General features: G+C 44.8%; 20 protein-coding genes and 1 tRNA gene. 2 read left to right on the top strand and 19 right to left on the bottom strand.

Translation table 11 applies throughout. From position 1 onward, the window contains the following. Window positions 1–449 precede the first annotated feature (449 nt). Window positions 450–629 (bottom strand): hypothetical protein, encoded by a 180-nt coding sequence (locus tag B9A22_RS07345; protein ID WP_084575072.1) that lies wholly within the window; start codon window positions 627–629, stop codon window positions 450–452. 267 nt (window positions 630–896) lie between these two features. Continuing rightward, a complete protein-coding gene (locus B9A22_RS07350; protein ID WP_084575073.1) occupies window positions 897–1,100 on the bottom strand; it encodes a hypothetical protein in 204 nt (67 codons plus the stop codon). Between the two features lie 295 nt (window positions 1,101–1,395). Here B9A22_RS07350 and B9A22_RS25290 point away from each other — a divergent pair, with 295 nt between their 5' ends. Continuing rightward, the gene (locus tag B9A22_RS25290; RefSeq protein WP_176215426.1) at window positions 1,396–1,545 is read left to right on the top strand and encodes a hypothetical protein; all 150 of its coding nucleotides are present in this window, start codon (window positions 1,396–1,398) and stop codon (window positions 1,543–1,545) included. A gap of 85 nt (window positions 1,546–1,630) precedes the next feature. Here the strand turns inward: B9A22_RS25290 and B9A22_RS07355 are convergent, their stop codons facing one another. Continuing rightward, on the bottom strand, window positions 1,631–1,927 hold the full coding sequence (locus B9A22_RS07355) for a LysM peptidoglycan-binding domain-containing protein (RefSeq protein WP_084575074.1): 297 nt from the start codon (window positions 1,925–1,927) through the stop codon (window positions 1,631–1,633). 251 nt (window positions 1,928–2,178) lie between these two features. Here B9A22_RS07355 and B9A22_RS25295 point away from each other — a divergent pair, with 251 nt between their 5' ends. Then, window positions 2,179–2,325, top strand: a complete 147-nt coding sequence (locus B9A22_RS25295) for a hypothetical protein (protein ID WP_176215427.1) — start codon at window positions 2,179–2,181, stop codon at window positions 2,323–2,325. Window positions 2,326–2,602: 277 nt separating this feature from the next. On the opposite strand, the gene B9A22_RS07360 is transcribed toward B9A22_RS25295, so the two are convergent. The 16 genes from B9A22_RS07360 to B9A22_RS07435 all read right to left on the bottom strand — a co-directional run bounded on the left by B9A22_RS07360 (window position 2,603) and on the right by B9A22_RS07435 (window position 18,449). Next, a tRNA-Pro gene (locus B9A22_RS07360) sits at window positions 2,603–2,679 on the bottom strand. 114 nt (window positions 2,680–2,793) lie between these two features. Next, on the bottom strand, window positions 2,794–4,614 hold the full coding sequence (locus B9A22_RS07365; protein ID WP_084575075.1) for a cobalamin B12-binding domain-containing protein: 1,821 nt from the start codon (window positions 4,612–4,614) through the stop codon (window positions 2,794–2,796). A 13-nt stretch (window positions 4,615–4,627) separates the two neighbouring features. Beyond that, the gene (locus B9A22_RS07370) at window positions 4,628–4,867 is read right to left on the bottom strand and encodes a hypothetical protein (RefSeq protein WP_084575076.1); all 240 of its coding nucleotides are present in this window, start codon (window positions 4,865–4,867) and stop codon (window positions 4,628–4,630) included. A gap of 184 nt (window positions 4,868–5,051) precedes the next feature. Beyond that, complete coding sequence (locus tag B9A22_RS07375; RefSeq protein ID WP_084575077.1) at window positions 5,052–6,431, bottom strand: hypothetical protein; 1,380 nt, start codon at window positions 6,429–6,431, stop codon at window positions 5,052–5,054. Beyond that, a complete protein-coding gene (locus tag B9A22_RS07380; RefSeq protein WP_084575078.1) occupies window positions 6,422–7,723 on the bottom strand; it encodes an FAD-dependent oxidoreductase in 1,302 nt (433 codons plus the stop codon). The genes B9A22_RS07375 and B9A22_RS07380 overlap by 10 nt, the downstream gene beginning before the upstream one ends. A 109-nt stretch (window positions 7,724–7,832) precedes the next feature. After that, entirely contained in the window at window positions 7,833–9,302 is a 1,470-nt protein-coding gene (locus B9A22_RS07385; RefSeq protein WP_084575079.1) for a PLP-dependent aminotransferase family protein, read from the bottom strand. A gap of 62 nt (window positions 9,303–9,364) precedes the next feature. After that, window positions 9,365–9,823, bottom strand: a complete 459-nt coding sequence (locus B9A22_RS07390; protein ID WP_084575080.1) for a RidA family protein — start codon at window positions 9,821–9,823, stop codon at window positions 9,365–9,367. Between the two features lie 26 nt (window positions 9,824–9,849). Beyond that, window positions 9,850–10,272: a DUF6917 domain-containing protein gene (locus tag B9A22_RS07395; RefSeq protein ID WP_084575081.1), complete on the bottom strand. Its 423-nt coding sequence runs from the start codon at window positions 10,270–10,272 to the stop codon at window positions 9,850–9,852. 151 nt (window positions 10,273–10,423) lie between these two features. Continuing rightward, the gene (gene thrB / locus B9A22_RS07400; RefSeq protein ID WP_084575082.1) at window positions 10,424–11,329 is read right to left on the bottom strand and encodes a homoserine kinase; all 906 of its coding nucleotides are present in this window, start codon (window positions 11,327–11,329) and stop codon (window positions 10,424–10,426) included. Between the two features lie 19 nt (window positions 11,330–11,348). Then, a complete protein-coding gene (locus B9A22_RS07405; RefSeq protein WP_084575083.1) occupies window positions 11,349–12,641 on the bottom strand; it encodes a homoserine dehydrogenase in 1,293 nt (430 codons plus the stop codon). Window positions 12,642–12,652: 11 nt separating this feature from the next. Next, window positions 12,653–13,102, bottom strand: coding sequence for an ACT domain-containing protein (locus tag B9A22_RS07410; RefSeq protein WP_084575084.1), 450 nt, complete (start codon window positions 13,100–13,102; stop codon window positions 12,653–12,655). 152 nt (window positions 13,103–13,254) lie between these two features. Next, window positions 13,255–14,733, bottom strand: a complete 1,479-nt coding sequence (gene spoIVA, locus B9A22_RS07415) for a stage IV sporulation protein A (RefSeq protein WP_084575085.1) — start codon at window positions 14,731–14,733, stop codon at window positions 13,255–13,257. 146 nt (window positions 14,734–14,879) lie between these two features. After that, complete coding sequence (locus tag B9A22_RS07420; protein ID WP_084575086.1) at window positions 14,880–15,908, bottom strand: NAD(P)H-dependent glycerol-3-phosphate dehydrogenase; 1,029 nt, start codon at window positions 15,906–15,908, stop codon at window positions 14,880–14,882. Between the two features lie 10 nt (window positions 15,909–15,918). Further along, window positions 15,919–16,539, bottom strand: coding sequence for a glycerol-3-phosphate 1-O-acyltransferase PlsY (gene plsY / locus B9A22_RS07425; RefSeq protein ID WP_084575087.1), 621 nt, complete (start codon window positions 16,537–16,539; stop codon window positions 15,919–15,921). Window positions 16,540–16,568: 29 nt separating this feature from the next. Beyond that, entirely contained in the window at window positions 16,569–17,894 is a 1,326-nt protein-coding gene (der, locus tag B9A22_RS07430; protein ID WP_084575088.1) for a ribosome biogenesis GTPase Der, read from the bottom strand. Between the two features lie 21 nt (window positions 17,895–17,915). Further along, entirely contained in the window at window positions 17,916–18,449 is a 534-nt protein-coding gene (locus tag B9A22_RS07435) for a cob(I)yrinic acid a,c-diamide adenosyltransferase (protein ID WP_084575089.1), read from the bottom strand. Window positions 18,450–18,470 lie beyond the last annotated feature (21 nt).

Consider the following 18,470-nt stretch of genomic DNA (forward strand, 5'->3'; position numbering starts at 1 on the left):
GCAAAGCTTTAAATATGTGACAGCATTAGCGCAACATACGCCAAACCTAGGAAAACTGCTATACTCCCCTTTATAGGCCATGACTTATGTTCCTGTTGACCGATTTGCTGTTTTGCTAATTCATGAACCAAAAACATTCAATATCACTCCGATTTTCATAAATATTATTATTTAAGATTTATTATTTCTTTATTATAACATGTATTTATTTCCAAGGATAGCTAAATCAAAAAAACTAGGTATGATATTAAGATAAGAGTTGTTATATTGACAGAGACGTTAACGCTCTGAGTTCATATGTAATATAATAATCATCAATTTTTAGAATTAATTTAGAATAAATAAAAGCCACCTATCAGGGACGAACCCGTCAGGCGGCTAGAATCTATCATTCTGAACATGCGCAGAAGCTCAAGCCTTTGCAAAAATCAAGATCGGGGCTTTTGAAATTATGGAAGTAAAGCTGGATCTATGTAGATTCCTTGAGATGCTCCAAATAAAACTAGAGCCGAAAGAACTAACATAGCTAAAATATAGCCGCCAGCTATTAAAAATTTATCTAAAAGTTTTATCTTGCCTTCTTCGTGGGCACCATCACAATACCCTTTATAGCAATAGGTGTTGGCCATTACAATCATCCCCTTGAGATATATGTTAAATGTTTCCTTGAAATCAACATACTATAATCGATAATAATTGTCAATGTGAAATTATATTCTGTTAATAGATAAAGTTGAAAATATTCTGTAATAGGTAAAGAAAAGCAAAAGATCCTTCCAGTTCATTACTTGTTCGTATTGAGTGATGGTCGGCAACATCGTGAACTATCATGATGTGCTGTAGCACTCGTATCACTTACATTTGAGGGAAAAAGAAAACCGCCCTATTTGGACGGCTTAAAAGTTATAATCAGTCATAAAATCAGGAAAAAATTCATCTTTACTTAATTCTTTTAATTTAGTCCTCGCCTCATCAACAGTGTTCCCGATTCTAGTTGATTCTCCAGTTTTAGAATTGATCAACAGAACTTCTCCGTTTCCAATTACTAGTTGCTCTGATGAATCCATGCTCATCCAAAAATGTCCAGATTCCTCTACCATGCTAGCATCTCCCTTGTACCATTTTTATGCGTCATTCGTCAAAAGGTAAATAATTCCTCTATTTAACGTTTTTCTTTAAATCACATCAATACAATAATTTCATGAACACTAGCAACGGATTATTGTGGCTTTCATGGTTTGCCTCTCCGTTAAGTATAAAGATATCTTTTTTTGCCTACGCTACGTTAGGTGAATGTTTAAACTTGAAAAGTTATCTAGTTAGTTCCAAAAAATTTCAAGATAATCTACTGCTATTTTGTAAAAACTAAAACAAAACTTGATTGGAGGTGTTGGAATGGCTAAAGGAGATAGCGGCGCAACGCAACAGGATATATTTAATAAAAATGTGTCAGAGCAAGCAGTGGTTAATTACAATAATCCTGCGACAAGCGGAGCAATTCAAGATAAATTACGTAACCGCCGCGACCCTAACATTCATTCATAATCCAATTGAATCGTGTCAAATTGCTGTGAGCTGGAGATACTAGAATCTCTCCCTATAGGCCGTATGGCCTGTTTTTTATTTATGGTCACTCCTTTGCCCAGTAATTTACTGTCAACTTGTCTCCAGGATGAATTTCACCGGGTTCTCTACTAGCAAGTACATCCTGGTTAATTTCAATAATCCCGTGATAAAACTCCCTTATGTCTCTGGGGCCGTAAGTATTCTTCTGTATATACTGTTCCGATATAGTCCATAGCGTGTCTCCGGTTCTGACTGTATATGTTTCTGATATTAGTACGCCAGAAGGATCACTGCCGCTTCCATAGCTTACTACAGTTACTAATAAGGCCGTGCCAATAATTAACCGTTTAAAGTTTGTCATGCTTAACCTCCTAGCAGTCACACATGATTAGCCGAATGTCTCAGCCTGCTGCTTGTACATTCTATGATTAGAATTCATGCTTCATGCACTGGTTAAAGAAAATTGGCTCAAACGTCTGGCACTCTAACTCCTTCACGCACACGTCCTTAGGTGGACACGGATCGGTCTTACACATTCTTGCACCTTTGTTTGCACCTCCTAACAACATAATCCGTATAATAAAGCAACCAGGATTATAAGGTGGTGATACTTTGGTTATTGATTTTGATGAACAAAAATTTAGAAATGAAGTTAAAAATATGGTTCGCCCCTTAGGATTAAGCAAACGACAGGTTGAAGAAATTGTGAATCAGGCTTTAATGGCAATTCGTAGATCAAGCAAAATAGTAAAAATGTAGTTCAATCATCTGGCTGGCCTTTGGGGTTGGCCATTTTTTTCTGCTGCGTTACGCCTGCTTTAATATTGCCATGGAGGGGGCCTTCTTGAACATCCTGCTAATGTCATGCAGGAATTCTACAAACACTAAAGCCAGAAATAAAAAAAGGACAGGCTTAACGCCTGTCCTTTTTTTATGCACAATTATTATTTTGTTCTTTTGAAAACGTCGTAGGGGACAAGATTACATAAAATTAAAAACCGAAGGTCTATAAACCTTCGGTTTAACTGGTGTTTTTTGGTCGGAGCGGCGAGATTCGAACTCACGGCCTCTTCCACCCCAAGGAAGCGCGCTACCAAACTGCGCTACGCCCCGACATTTTCACCCTTCAGACAGTTACATTTAGATGTTCTGTCTGACTGACAAAATCTATTTTACTCAATTTACAGGTAATTGTCAACACTTATTATTAGAATTTTTATGGAAACTCTATTTTTTCGTCTGAACTGTGTCTTTGCCAGTGCGACCGGGATATGCGCCTTCTTCCCTGCTGCCTAATAGACCCTTATGAATGGCGGCGACGAAGTCGCCTTCGGCAATGACATTGTCGAGTACACCTTCGATGCCGTCAACGATTTGTGCTGCATAATGATCGGCTTGTTCAGTTGGTGTGATGTTGGCATGGCCAAAGAAACGAAAGCCGTCCTGAACTGCACGGAGTGTATCAACCTTAGCCGGAACCGAGATGGGTCCTCCGGAATAAGCTTCATCGGTGGACGCAATCGAAATGGCATCCACGCCAAGCGACATGGCCAGACAGGCGTGCAGTGTGGTGGTCATGGATGATTGAACTCGGTCTTCGGTATGGGTTAGGAAGCCGATGGGTGCGCCCGGCCATATGGGTGCGTTGATGATGTTTCGAAGAGCATAGATTTTGGCCGCATTAAAGTTGATGTAGTTATCGTCCATGAGGTCGTTGATCATGACTTCTGGTGAATAGGCGAATAACGGTTGCAGAATGGGTCTTGCCCCCAATTTGATAGCCAAGTCAGCTACGATTAACATACCGGCAAAGGCTTTATGTGCTGGTACACCTGCCAGTTCTTCATTGGTAACAATATCAAACGGCAGTTTATATTTTTGGGCATATTTTATGGCATGATAGCCATCAACCGTCATACGTTCTGGATCAGTACCAGCACCAAGTGCTCCATAGCATATGTTAATTTTAGTCAAGTCAGCGCCGATTTTTCCGGCCAAGACAACTGTCTCAGGGGTATTTAGACCACGATGAGCCCGGATTTGCCAGAGTGTTGATTTTTCCAATGCCATCTGTATACGGTTAAGATTAGCTGGGGTCATAACGGTGCCATCTTCCTGGTGGGTTAGGAAACCATCAAGGAAGCCCTCTGTTCTAGCGCCCCAGGATGGATCAAAGTGTACCACGCCGTCAGCACCCCAGGCTTCACTGGCAAGGATATGGGCAATGTCCATAAACGGACAGCCTGTTCCATATTGATTAAACACAAGTGGCTTTTTTCTAGTATGTTGTAGTTTGACAACCGACATCCGCGCTTTTGTTTCTTCAAGATATTTTTCTAATCCAACTACTTCGCCTTTTGTAAACCGTCTGGTTTTAGGATGCAGCTCACCTGTATTATAAAATTTCTGTGGTAATTCACTGCAAATCCCAGGGTAATATTTGTCTAGATCGCCATTACCCAGGCGATCACGCCAACGTTCGACATCCCAGTACTCATCGCGGACGCGTCCGCGTTCAACACCGGATGAGGTCTTATCTTTTACCCAGTCCAAGATGAGATTTGACACTTTATCAAGCTTACTTCCGATGTTAGGTGAAACATAGTGATAATCATAATCGGCTGTCATATCTGTCTTTTTCTTCTTGGTACGGTTCAAATCCGGTTTATATTCGCGTCCTTCAACAAAACAGATGACTTCTTCTACGGTTGTTCCAGGACCGAATCCAGCGTCAAATCCAAGTTCTGCCGCCAATTCTGGGCGAATAGCCATTCCGCCGATGCCAATTTTAACCCGCTCTCTTGCACCGGCTGCATCAGTGAGGTCAATAAACCGGGCTAAAAGTTCTCCTACCCCATAGCCAAGTGTTCGGCTTAAGAGTAGTGTTTCGACATCCTGGTGGCGGAGGATTTGCTGGACGATTTCTTCGGCAGACAAATCCGGCTGCAGTAATATAGCCTGGTGTCCTGCTTGTTCTAAGCCTCTGGCTATCATTTTAAGACCGATGTCATGTACTGGATCAATAGGGGCCAATAGTACTTTTTTCATGAAAGATGCACCTCTACTTCCGTTCAGCGTCGGGGATAATCCAACTGTATTTGTCAGCTGGTCGGTGGATATATGCTCTTCCCCTTACTCGGATTCCAGGACCCATATGCTGAGCAAACACCACGTCAACATCAGTAAGACCCCATTGTTTGAGGAGTCCAAGCATGAGACTACGTCCCTGCTGTTCATTATCGCAAACAAAAAAAGTTTCTACATCAAGGGCATCCATAACTTGCTCTAACGGCTGAATCATATTTTCCCTCCTTGTTGGATAATAAGAAAAGACTTGGCTTGTGCCAAGTCCTTCAGGGACGCCGGCAGAAGCCTTAGTCGTTCTTATGTCAACAGAATTGCGTTATAAATTCTGGTAGACTAAAGAAGGTGATACCAAGTATCACCTTCTTTATGTCAAGGTATTCTCTATTAGTTTGCCCTTATTATAGGAGGAATATTGCAACAATCGTCGTTGCTGCAAAGCCCAATATAACTGGTATAAAGTTTTTGCGTGCAAGGTCAATGGGGTTAACACCAGTGATGGCGGCAACCGGGATTAATCCCCAGGGAATAATGGTCCCGCCCCCTGTCCACACACCGGCGATCTGGCCAAGCGCAGCTAGTGTAGCTGTATCAAAACCTGCTTTTCCGAAGGTTGCGGCTACGCTACCGACTAATGGCAGCGGTGAGAACCCTGAACCATCCAGACCGACAACGATCCCTGTTGCCAGGCTGACAAGAGCGACAAATACTTTATTTAGGGGCACTGTCTGTGATAATGCCACACCAAAATCTTCAAGGAAACCGGTGGCGGCTTTGTCGCTTAGAATGCTTTGGGCAAGCTCTCCTTTACCGAGAAAGAAGAAACCACCAATAATTACGACAGGCGCAAAGATTTTGATGCCAAACATAAATCCGTCCCGCACGAAGTCGGTTATTTTCTCTAAGCCTTCCCAGCCGTATTTGAGCATGGTGCCAACTGCAAGAATGAGTACAGCCGTACCACCTAAAAGAGCAGTAGCATCCCCGCCTCTAAGCTGTAATACCCACATGGCTGCTACGTCAAGGGCGAATGCCAGCGGGGTTACTACAGCCAGGAAATACGATACTCCGTTGATCTCTCTTTTTATTTCTTTGCCCACAATAGCTTCGCGTTCAGCGGCCAAAGCTTCGGGGTTTTTACGCATATCTTTTTTTATAATAATATACGCAGCAATGGTGGTTACAAGACCCATAGTCAGCGCTAGTGGTATGCTGGCTTGAATAACTGGGCTCGGGTTTGCAAAGCCGGCAGCCTTGGCTGTAATGGTCGGCGCGCCTTGAATAATGTAGTCTGTAGACAAAGCAATGCCGTGACCAAAAAGGTTCATCGCCATAGCGGCACCAATGGCCGGTAGGCCAGCTCGTACTGCAACCGGGAACATAATGGCGCCTATGAGTGCTGTCGCAGGCGACGGCCAGAAAAACCAGGAAGCCAGCATCATGGCAATACCAATAACCCAATAGGCAACATCGGCGTTAACCATAAGCCGCGCGGCTGGACTCATAACCAAGTAGTCGGCCCCGGTTTCACTTAGTAGTTTTGACAGGGCTACGATGAGGGAGATAATAACAATTATCCCCCAGAACTCGTTGCCTGCTACAATTAATGCGTTATACACGCTGGTAACGCCGCCAAGGAAGCTTTTCTTAAACAGCCAGCCGACTGTAAGTAAGCCTAAGAGGCACGGTATCAAAGGGTCTTTACGGAACCCCATAACGATGATTACCACACCGACCCAGAATAGAAACAGCCAGTGAGCGGTCGTCAAAGTTACCGACATGCCGCCGCCTCCTTAGCAGAGCGGGCATAGATGCTGGTTAAGCCGGCTTTCTCGACACGCTCTTTAATCGCCTGGACATCGGTGGTATATAAGCCTTTTTCCTGCATGCGCTTAAAGTATTGCGCGCCCGAAAAGGTGTATTTTAGTTTCAGACCATCTTCGGTTTGCATCTGTTCTCTGACATGGGCAATAGCGTCGCCGGTAGCCAATGTTTCAGAGAGAACTAGCAGTTGTTTGGCAAATGCATGGCGAACGGCGTTATGTCCAGCCAGAGTGCCTGTGACAATCGCTTCGGTGTGTCCAACCAAGAGTCCCGCTTTTTCACCACCGCAGAATAGGTTATCAACACCATTCACTTTAAGCGCGTTGTCACGCGGTGAAAGTGCGGTAAAACGCATGGAGTTTCCTATTCCGCCTGCATATGGATCTTCATAACGGGCGTTTTCGAAACCAGGAATTTTCCGGAGCTTGTCCAGTGGATAGTAGGGCGACATAAGCTTAGCATGACCTGTATCAAGCAGGATTATATTGTCAGCAAACTCTTTTAGCGCGTATTGCTGGCAAGCTTTTATTGATAGTGATTCGGCTTTTTTTAGGTCTTCAGGGATGGGCACAACAACAACACCTTTGCTGTCAAGTTCTTTCGCAATTTGCTCTGACAACGATTCCTTATGCAGTTTACATGAGCCGCTCATAGCGGCATAGGAACCGTCAGCTTTGCGCCCCATCATTTCTTGTACGCCTGCTCGGGCCGCCACGCTGATTCGTGGACCAAACGAAGGGCAGCGAATAATGCACATAACGCAGCCATTGCCATATTTACTACAATGGCCTTGCGGGCCAGCGGTGCCAGTGGCTTCGACAAAGACGTCGCCATAAACTTCATCGTCTTTGTCTGTAATAACTGACTTGATTTTTGTGCCATCCATTGTGATGTCTCGGACACGCGCCATTAGATTGTATTTGATGCCAAGGCGGTCTAGAACACGTCTAACGGCTGGCTCAATCTTGGCTACATCGTACAAGGTAACATGTTTGTGGCCAGGGAATTCTATATTCCGATGCCGGGCAGCCTCTTCAACAGCGTCAAATAAATCACCGCCGCCCATAGCATAAGCTTCTTCCGTGGCAGTGAACCGGCCGTTATTGCGCATAATACCGCCAACTAATCCAGTGCCAAGAAGCATATCAGTGCGCTCTAACAAAATTACTTCGTCAGCACCGGCTTTTTTGGCGGCTATGGCTGCGCCACAGCCGGCCCAGCCGCCACCAATGACAACTATTCTAGCCATAGAGATTCCTCCCTTGTTTTCCTGTTAGAAAGTATAACTTTCGCCTGGATAAGGGCAACATCGGCTTCCGCTTTCGCTAAGGCTCGGCGCAAGCCGTGTTTTCTTTATATTAAGCGATGCCAGCGTAACGGCAGGTGATCTCAATCAGGCGGACTAAGCATTGAACTGCATAACGGGTAACATCTTCTAACAGGCGGTTTTTACTGTCAACAGTGGCAAGGCCTGGGGAAATATAAATATTGCCGTCATAAGCGACAGTCGGTATTACGCCCATTTGTGCCATACCTGTTTGGAAGATATTGCTGCCGGCATACATGTCTTCAATCGAGAAAATCGGAATACCTAGTTCGCCACCTTCCCAAGTTTTCTCGTAGTTAACCTCAACAGCGGTCGAGTTATACGATTTGGAGATAATGATTCCATCTTTAAGACGGGCAGGAAGATTAATCTTTGCAAACTCTTCTTTAACTATTTTTTCGAGAACATCAACTGGGTCGGTCAAGACTTGCGGATTATCGCGCAGTACTTTAAGAGCTTGGATTTGGCTTAAGAGTGCTTCTTTACCAGGGTCAAAACCTACATAAGCAGCCTTACCATAAGCAGCTGTAGTACCATAGCGGTCACCATGCATACCCATGGCGCGACGGATGGGTACCATGTATTCTTCTTTGCCAATGATGAGACCGCTGGTAGCTGCGCCGGTGGCTTTGTCCATGCTGTAGATAATAACATCTGCGCCAGTTTTGATTGGGTTGCAGCCTACGAACGGCAGACCCCAGGCATTATCAATGACATAAGGGATATCATAGGAATGCGCTAAATCCGCAAGATATTTTTGCAGAATCGGAGTGCCTTCTTCGTCTTTTACGGCATAGCCATAGCCTGGAGTTTCATAGCCAAGGCCGGTAATACCGGTTAAGAACGGAGCGTGAATGCTCGCATGCTCGCTTAAAATATCGAGAGATTCCTCAGGATCAACACCGGTTAAGAGTGGAACAGGATGATATTTGATGCCATGTACGTCATATCGTGCACCAGCTAATGGTACGATTATCGTGTCAAGGTTATTTTGGCGTTTACCGTAGAAACCAAGTTCGCCCGCAGTGGTGCCTCGATCGCCAAATATGTCTTTAAACCGTGCCGGAAATGGACGACCATAAGCGCCTTGGTGATGTAGATGTTTTTCATAAGGTGCAATATAGCGAGCACGATAGTTATCACCACGTCCCATCATTGGAGGGCTGAATAAGCTGTCAAATGTTACCCAAAGACCTGCTTCACAAGTCGATATTGGGCAGGCGTCATATTCGTCGCCGTAAACAGACTTAACCAATTCACGAATGTCGTCAACCAGTTTAGCCAAAGGAATTACTTCTTTTGCACCATGCTCGCTGTACTCCATGATATCATCGCGAAGGGGGGCTGGACAGCCGGAGATAGCACCGGTTAAACCAAATTTGCCTTTGAGTTCTTTAGGAATGTTGATTTCATCTGCCGCTTTACGAGCGTCTGCGTAAATATTGGAAATGTTTTGTTGAAGAGCGCGGTACATCTGGAATTTAAATTTGTGTGTTGACATTTGGTTGCCTCCCTTTTAGTATGTGTGAATTAGTATTGAATGTGATTTGTTGACGGCAGTAGCTACTTCACCTTAATAATCATTTCTACTTCTACGGCGGCGTTAAGCGGCAGCTCAGCTACACCGACAGCAGAACGCGCGTGTTCGCCCGCTTTGCCAAAAATTGAGCCAACTAGTTCTGATGCGCCGTTAATTACCTTAGGCTGGTCATAGAACTCTGGTGCACTGTTGACAAAGCCGACGATTTTTATCACTTTTTCAATATTGTCCAGCGAACCAATTTGCCCTTTGATGGCTGCCAAACAGTTGATAGCACAGGTTTTGGCAGCTTCATACCCCTCTTCCACTGTTAATTCTTTACCAAGCTTGCCTTTGAATTTTAATTCGCCAGCAATAAACGGGATCTGCCCGGAGGTGTACACATAGTTGCCATCTTTAACAGCAGCAACATAAGCTGCCACGGGTTTGGGAGCATCGGGCACGGTAATGTCCAGTTCTTTCAATTTTGCTTCGTAGCTCAAACATATCCCTCCATTATTTTATGGTGCTAACCAATGGTGACCTCGTCCGCAACAGATAAACTAAACTCTTTTCCGGTAGTTTTGCTGCCTGTCATGATAATGTTTAGGTGATTGGGCATATGCGTTTCATCATACCCTGCAATTTTACCGAGTATTTTTTTACCGATTTTGACTTCATCGCCAACGACTATGACCCCGCCCTGGTTGATTTCGAAAAAACCGACATAAGCAATATTATTGACTTTGCTTCCAGGCTGGGCTTCTTCATCGGTTATAATTAATTCATGAATCTCCGTTTGCCGTAACGCACGCGAAGGAGGCTTAATGAGTTCCAGCCCACGGTTTTCGTATACTCCATCCAAAACAACTACTAGCCTGCCAATAACAGGTTGTTTGGCATAATAGGGGTTAAAGGAACCAAACATTTTGCGGGCATAAGGGTCGGACACACGTCTAACCTTCTTTCATAACGGAATTAATGCTGTGATTCTTTTATATTGTGCCGTGAAAAACAGCAAATATGCAAAAAAGAAAACCCTACTCGCTACAAGTGCGAACAGGGTTTTCTTTTTTATGGAACTGTATAATTAGCATATCTAGCTATACGATTATAGCACCTTGAGTGTCAATCTGTAAAAGTTGATATCTCGCATCCACCTTATGTATGTTAAATGCTTTGACCATTGCCTGCCCTATCTCATCAGAATTATCGGCGGTAAAGGCCAACAGACACGGTCCAGCGCCGCTCAGCGCTGCGCCCAATGCCCCAGCTTGACGGGCTGCCGCCAGAACCTGCGCCATACCAGGAATAAGTTGCTCACGGTACGGCTGATGCAGCCTATCTTCCAGAGCATGAAGTAACAGCTTTAACTCGCCAGTGCACAGCGCCCCAATTAAGAGCGCTGTACGACTGACATTAAATACTGCATCTGCAAAGGGTACTGAATCAGGAAGCACCTTACGAGCTGCTTTGGTGGACAGGTTAAATTCAGGAATTACAGCCACCATGGAAAAGTTTTTAGGTGGCAGGAAGCGTAGATATTTAGCAGTACCGCTGTCCATAATGCTTACAGTGATACCGCCAAAGATGGCTGGTGCAACATTGTCAGGATGGCCTTCAATGGCTGTCGCCATATCTAAAATTTCTTCTTTGGTAAGTCGATTGCCAGTAAGCTCATTGGCCGCCACTAGCCCGCCGACTATAGCAGCCGCGCTACTCCCTAGCCCCCGCGCCAGCGGAATATTGTTGACCATGTTAAGTTTAATGCCGTTAGCCGGATAACCAGTTTTGGTTAACACCATTTGAATTGCCTTAACCACAACATTAGATGCATCAGCCGGTATTGCCCCAGCGCCCTCACCGGCTACCTCCAGTGATATCCCGCCTTGATCACTTAAAGTAAGTTCTAGGTCGTTATATATTGTACATGCTATACCGACCGCATCAAACCCCGGGCCGCAATTGGCGGTTGTTCCCGGCACGCGGATTTTTACGGTGTTTGCCATGGTATCTCCACCTTTTGACCTATGAGATTTGTTCTGCTTCTACTCTAATTACATTTCCTACTTTACTTACTACCGACATGCCAAGCAAGGTGTTCATGGCCAGACGGATATTTTCATCAGATACCCGGTAGGTGATAAGGACAAGCTCGGTAGAACGTTCTACTTTACGTTTTTGAATAACGGAATGCAGGCTGACTTGCTGAGCTCCAAATGCACCGGCAATGGCTGCCAATACGCCGGGCTTATCCTCGACAAGCAGTCTAATATAGTATGGTGACTCGGTCTTACTGACAGGATAAATATGTTTATGATCAAAGCAGGTGCACAAAATTCGGCTACTGACATTGTGACGAATGTCGCGAGCTACATCAATAATATCAGCAGTAACGGCGCTGGCTGTCGGCAATTCGCCAGCGCCGCGGCCGTAGAACATTGTCTCACCCACAGCATCACCTTTGACAAATATAGCATTAAACACATCGTTTACTGAAGCTAACGGATGGCTGGTCGGCAGGAAAGCCGGATGCACCCGGACATTAATGCCGCAGTCGTCTTGCTTGGCAATAGCCAGCAGCTTAATGTTAAAGCCTAATTCCCGTGCGTATTCAATATCCTCGATGGCGATATTTGTTATACCCTCAACGTTGACATCATCTAGCGTAATTCTGGCGCCAAACGCAATTGACGCCAGAATGGCAATCTTACGGGCTGCGTCAAAACCACCGACATCGGCTGTTGGATCAGACTCAGCATAACCTTTGGCCTGAGCTTCAGCTAATACGTCAGCATAGTCCATCTTTTCGTTGGTCATCTTAGTGAGCATATAGTTAGTGGTCCCGTTAACAATGCCCATAATTTCAGTAATCTGATTAGCTGCTAGACACTGTTTAAGTGGACGGATTATAGGGATACCCCCACCCACACTGGCTTCAAAAAGAAAATCAGTATGGTTTGCTTCGGCAGCTTCAAATAGCTCACGACCGTATTTGGCTACAACATCTTTATTGGCAGTCACTACATGTTTACCAGCTTTCAGCGCAGCCAACATATAATCCTTCGAGGGCATTTCACCACCCATAACTTCGGCGACAATCTTTATGTCAGGATCATTCAGGATTTCATCAATATCTGTAACTATCTTGGCGTCGGTTGGAGCATTTCTAACTTTGCCAGGATTTCTAACAAGTATCTTTTTAATAACTACCGGAGCGCCCACTTTTTGTTCGATATTGTGGGCATTATTGGCTAATATTTTAACAACACCGGTACCCACAGTTCCCATTCCCAATAGGGCAATATTGATGGCACTCATAGTTTTCCCTCCTAAGCCTGACCCAGAACTTCCAACCTTTTTACTCCATCCACCATTCTTAGTTTGTCAAGCATAGCTTCTAAATCGATTGCCAAATCGGCTGTTTCGATTGATATAGTGGCGTTGGCAACTCCCTGAAGCGGAATTCCTTGATTAATTGTCAGTACGCTACCACGCTCATTGGCGATAGTATTTAATACACGGGACAGTACTCCTGATTTGTGTTCAAGCAGTAAAGCAAGTGTAACAATTTTTTCTTTACTGGCTTCATAAAACGGAAAAACATAGTCCTTATATTTATAATAGGCGCTACGGCTTAATTCCATTTTTTCTACAGCTTCATTAATTGTTCTTGCTTCACCGCGTTTTAATAGTTCTTTTACTTTAATAGTTTTTTTAATAGCTTCAGGTAAAATTTCTTCCCTAACTAAATAAAAAACAGCTTTTTGGCCTGTAACCATGTTTCCCCTCCTCGGTACTGCTGTTGCGGATGGATATCTGTATATGGTAGACATTATAACATCACTTTGCCTGGAATTACAAGTAAAAATACAAAAAAATTAGTCAGTCCTTTACAGACTGACCTCAAAACTACTACATAATGTTGTTTTTATCAAAAAATGATACATATTAATCCGCCGCTACCATCGTTAACGATTTTTTGGAGTGTATCTTTCAGTTTCATTTGTGCATTTTCAGGCATACTTGTTAATTTATTCTGAATGCCTTCACGGACAAGTTCATTCAAAGATTTACCAAACAGGTTAGTTCGCCAGATTTTTTCTGGTTCGCCTTCAAATTCGCGCATGAGATATTGAATTAGTTCTTCGCTTTGCTTTTCAGTACCAATAATCGGCGAGATCTCAGCTTGAACGTCAGTTCGGATAATATGTAAGGACGGCGCTGAAGCCTTGAGTTTTACACCAAAACGGTTGCCGGTACGGATAATTTCCGGCTCTTCTAGAATCATTTCGTCAAGCTGCGGCGGCACGATACCATAGCCGGTTTGTTCAACATCTTCAAGAGCGGCCGATATTTTGTCATATTGCCGTTTAGCCACAGACAAATCCTTCATCAGCCGCAAAAGGTGATGTTCGCCGGCAATGGTAAATCCTGTTAGCTCTTCTAGGACACTATAGAACAGGTCTCCACGGGCTGTCATTTCGATAACAGCAATACCGCTGCCAAGGTCCATATCATGGAGAATAACGTCAGCGACAAAATCATAACCAGACAAATCATCAATGGCCCTGTCAATATCCCGCAAGCGGCGGATGTATTGAACAACATCACTAACAGCGGCTTCGAATTTTTGGCGCAACCAGTGGTCTTTATCCAGCTCTTCTACCCACTTCGGCAGTGTAATATTGACTTCTTTTACAGGGAATTCGTACAGTACTTCCTGTAAAATACCATAGATATCGTCGTGGGACAGTTGGGCGCAGTCAACCGGAATAACCGGTACATCGTACGTGCCCTCTAGTTTGGCTACAAGTTCCCGCGTCTCTTTGGAATTTGGCTTACCAGTATTTAGAATGACCAGAAATGGCTTTTGCAACTCCTTGAGTTCATTGATAACCCGTTCTTCAGCCGGTATGTATTTATCACGAGACAGGTCGGTCACTGAGCCATCAGTTGTGATAACCAAACCAATGGTTGAATGCTCGGCAATAACTTTGCGTGTGCCCACTTCTGCTGCTTCCTGGAAAGGGATTTCATTTTCGAACCAGGGTGTGAGTACCATGCGGGGACCTTGTTCTTCTTCATATCCCAGTGCGCCTTCTACAGTGTAACCGACGCAGTCTACTACTCGCACTCTAACATTAACATTGTCTTTAACATTGATCTCCACGGCTTCATTGGGAATAAACTTAGGTTCAGTTGTCATGATAGTCTTACCGCCAGCGCTTTGTGGCAGCTCATCTTTAGCACGTTCTTTGTCATATGGATCGGCGATATTAGGCAGTACCATGGTCTCCATAAAGCGTTTGATAAACGTAGATTTACCAGTACGGACCGGCCCGACTACACCAATATAAATATCTCCACCAGTCCGCTCGGCGATATCTCTAAACAGGTCGAATTTTTCCATCTGGCGTCTCCCTCCCTGATTACGATAATTGTCATTAATAAATATATGACAGGCCACTCCAAATATTACAATAAAAAAAGCATGGTAACTAAAAAGTAAGTATATCTTACTTTATTAGTCACCATACCATTTTATGCCAAGTTTATTTAATTCCAGTGCAAATTGTTAAGGGCAACTTCCTCAACCTCATGGGTGCGGCTTCGGGTCATCAATTCAAGGACGGCGTCTTTAGGAGACTTATTTTGATGTAATACTTGGTAGATTTCGCTAGTTATCGGCATATCAACATCATAGTTGGCAGCCAACTGATAGGCCGCTTTGGTAGCCCGGATGCCTTCCACTACCATGGATGTCTCAACCTGGATTTCATCTACTGTTTTACCTGCCGCCAGCATAATCCCAGCCCGTCGGTTGCGGCTGTGTACACTGGTGCATGTGGCAATTAAGTCGCCAATACCCGCTAACCCTGCAAAAGTTAGCGGGTTGGCGCCCATCGCTATTCCCAGACGAGCAATTTCAGCCAGTCCGCGTGTCATAAGTGCTGACTTGGCATTGTCACCGAAACCTAACCCATCGGCAATACCAGCGCCAAGCGCAATAATATTTTTCAGCGCACCTGCCAGTTCTACGCCGTTAATATCAGGATTGGTGTAGACACGGAAATACGGCAGCATAAACGTATCCTGAACATATTCGGCTACTTTGCGCGACGTTGCTGCAGCTACAGTGGCTGTCGGATGGCCTAATGCCACTTCTTCGGCATGATTGGGACCAGAAAGTACGGCTATTTGACCGGCGATTACCGGCAATTCCTCAGCAATAACCACGGACATGCGTTTAACACTGGCTAATTCCAAGCCTTTGGCAGCGCTCACAATGACACTATTAGCCCTGATATATGGCGCTAGCTCTGCCGCTGTTTGCCGTATTGCATGAGATGGGGTTGCCAGCACAATTAACGGTGCACCATTGGCGGCCTCGCCGAGCTTGTGAGTAACGGTAACAGACTGCGGCAATTTACAACCAGGCAAGTAGTTTACGTTTTCGCGGGTTGTCTTGATTTGTTCGGACAGGCCTGGCGATCTCACCCATAATGCAACTGAAGGGTGTTTCTGGCCTAAAACGGCGGCCAGGGCGGTACCCCAACTGCCAGCGCCAATGACTGCTATCTGCATTTAGTAACTGTCACTTCTCTTTCTCGGGGCCGGATTCAGGTGTGCCTCCGGCCTTGATTTTTGGCTCATCCCCTTTTAAAAGGCGCTCAATGTTCGGACGGTGCCTCACGATAACAAACAAGGCAGCCAATATACCAAAATAAAAAAATTCCTGCCTGGCGTGGAGTAGCCACATACTGATTGGAACCAAGGCGGCTGCCACGATTGAGGCCAGTGAAACATAGCGCGTAAAATACACAATAATTGCCCATACACCGAAAACAATGAGTGTCACTTTAGGGGCAATCATTGCAATAACGCCCAGGCCGGTCGCCACACCCCTCCCACCTTTGAACTTCAAGAATGCTGACCAGTTATGGCCGGCGATAGCCCCAATTCCTCCGGCTAATTCGGCCAACGCTGTTCCGGCAATATATTGGCCTAAGAGCACCCCGGCTACGCCCTTAAGGGCATCTGTTAAAAATACCCAGAAGGCTGGCCGGGGGCCTAGTGTCCTGTAGGCGTTGGTTGCCCCAATATTTTTACTGCCAAATTGCCTTAAATCAACCTTATAGAAGTACTGTCCGATGATCAGGCCATTAGGAATTGAACCAATTAGGTAGCTGGTGATAATAACCAGCACATACTCCATTCTCCCACTCCCCCACTCACTGAATCAGTTTACTCATCTTTTTCTTTACGTCCGCGAACAACCAGTTTGAGTGGAGTCCCTTCGAAGCCAAAGGATTCTCTTAATCTGTTTTCTAAAAATCTCAAGTAAGAGAAATGCATGATCTCAGGGTCATTAACAAAGAAAATAAAGGTAGGCGGCTTGACATCAGGCTGGGTAGTAAAATAGATTTTGAGCCTTCGACCACGGTCTGAAGGTGGCGGATTGATGGCTGTAGCGTCTTCAATAACTTGGTTTAGTACACTTGTTGCTACTCTCATAGCGTGTTGGTCTGCCACATATTTGACAAGCTCGGTTACCCGGTGAATGCGCTGTTTGGTGAGCGCTGAAGTAAACAAAACCGGCGCATACTGCATAAAGCCTAATTCTTCGCGAATGGTTTCGGTAAATTTGAGCGAGGTTTTACCGTCTTTATCAATCAGATCCCATTTGTTAACGACAATAACGCTGCCTTTACCAGCCTCGTGTGCATAGCCGGCAATTTTTTTATCTTGTTCTGTCACGCCTTCTTCGGCGTTAATAACCATAAGAACAACATCCGAGCGGTCAACAGCCCGAAGTGAGCGGATAACACTGTATCGCTCAACCGGCATGTCAACTTTGGCTTTGCGCCGCATCCCGGCTGTATCAATCATGACGTAAGTTTGCCCGTCTTTAGTAAAATGGGTATCGATGGCATCGCGGGTTGTACCGGGTATGTCGCTGACAATGACCCGTTCCTCGCCAATAATAGAATTTACCAGCGAAGACTTGCCGACATTAGGACGGCCAATCACGGCCACCTTAATCTGATCGTTGGCCTCAGGTTCAACCTGTTCTTCAGGCAGGCTTTCGATTAGCAGGTCAAGCATATCACCGAGATTCAGCGCATTGGTAGCAGAAATGGCAATCGGGTCGCCTAGACCTAGATTATAAAACTCGTAGATATCGGCTTCGTTTTTCATGTTGTCAACTTTGTTTACTACCAGCAGCACAGGCTTTCTGGTATTGCGCAAAATAGTAGCCACTTCGTCGTCCCCTGCGGTCAGTCCAGCTTTACCATCAACAACAAACATGATGGCATCAGCCTCGTCAATAGCCAACTTTGCCTGATTACGCATGGCTGTGTAGATTTTATCATTGCTTTCAAACTCAATACCACCGGTATCAATCATAGTAAAATTACGACCCAGCCATTCAGCATCCATATAGATGCGGTCACGGGTAACGCCTGGCATATCTTCAACAATCGATAAACGGTTTCTGCCTATATAATTGAATATGGTCGATTTGCCGACATTAGGACGGCCAACAATTGCAACAATTGGTTTACTCATCGAATACCACCTTGTATCTTTCTAAAAATCGATTCCCTGACGTGCTGGGACGCCAATAGAAAATGGATGTTTAATATCATGCATCTCGGTAACTAGGTGTGCAATGGCTGTTATCTCAGGCGGAGCATAGCGGCCTGTCAAAACAACCTCTGTATTATTCTTCTTCTCAGCTAAAAAGGCGGCCACAACAGAAGCATCCAATAATTTTGCCGCCATAGTGACATTGACTTCATCTAAAATAACAATATTATACTGCCCTGACAGTATGACCGACTTGGCTAGTTCCCAGCCTTCCTCAGCCAGTTTGTAATCAATGCTCTCAGGATTTTTCAGGTCAACAAATGCCTCGCGTCCGACCTGAATAAGCTTAAAGTTTGGAATTTTGAGGGCCGCCTTTACCTCGCCGTACTCATCATTCTTTTTCATAAACTGAATCATGCATACATTGAACTCATGTCCGGAGGCACGAAAGGCTAGACCCAGGCTAGCAGTAGTTTTTCCTTTACCGTTGCCTGTATATACTTGGATTAAGCCAAAGTTATCATGCTTTCCCACATTATAGCCCCCTCACGGTTA

The organism is Sporomusa malonica (assembly GCF_900176355.1).
GTDB classification, from domain to species: domain Bacteria; phylum Bacillota; class Negativicutes; order Sporomusales; family Sporomusaceae; genus Sporomusa; species Sporomusa malonica.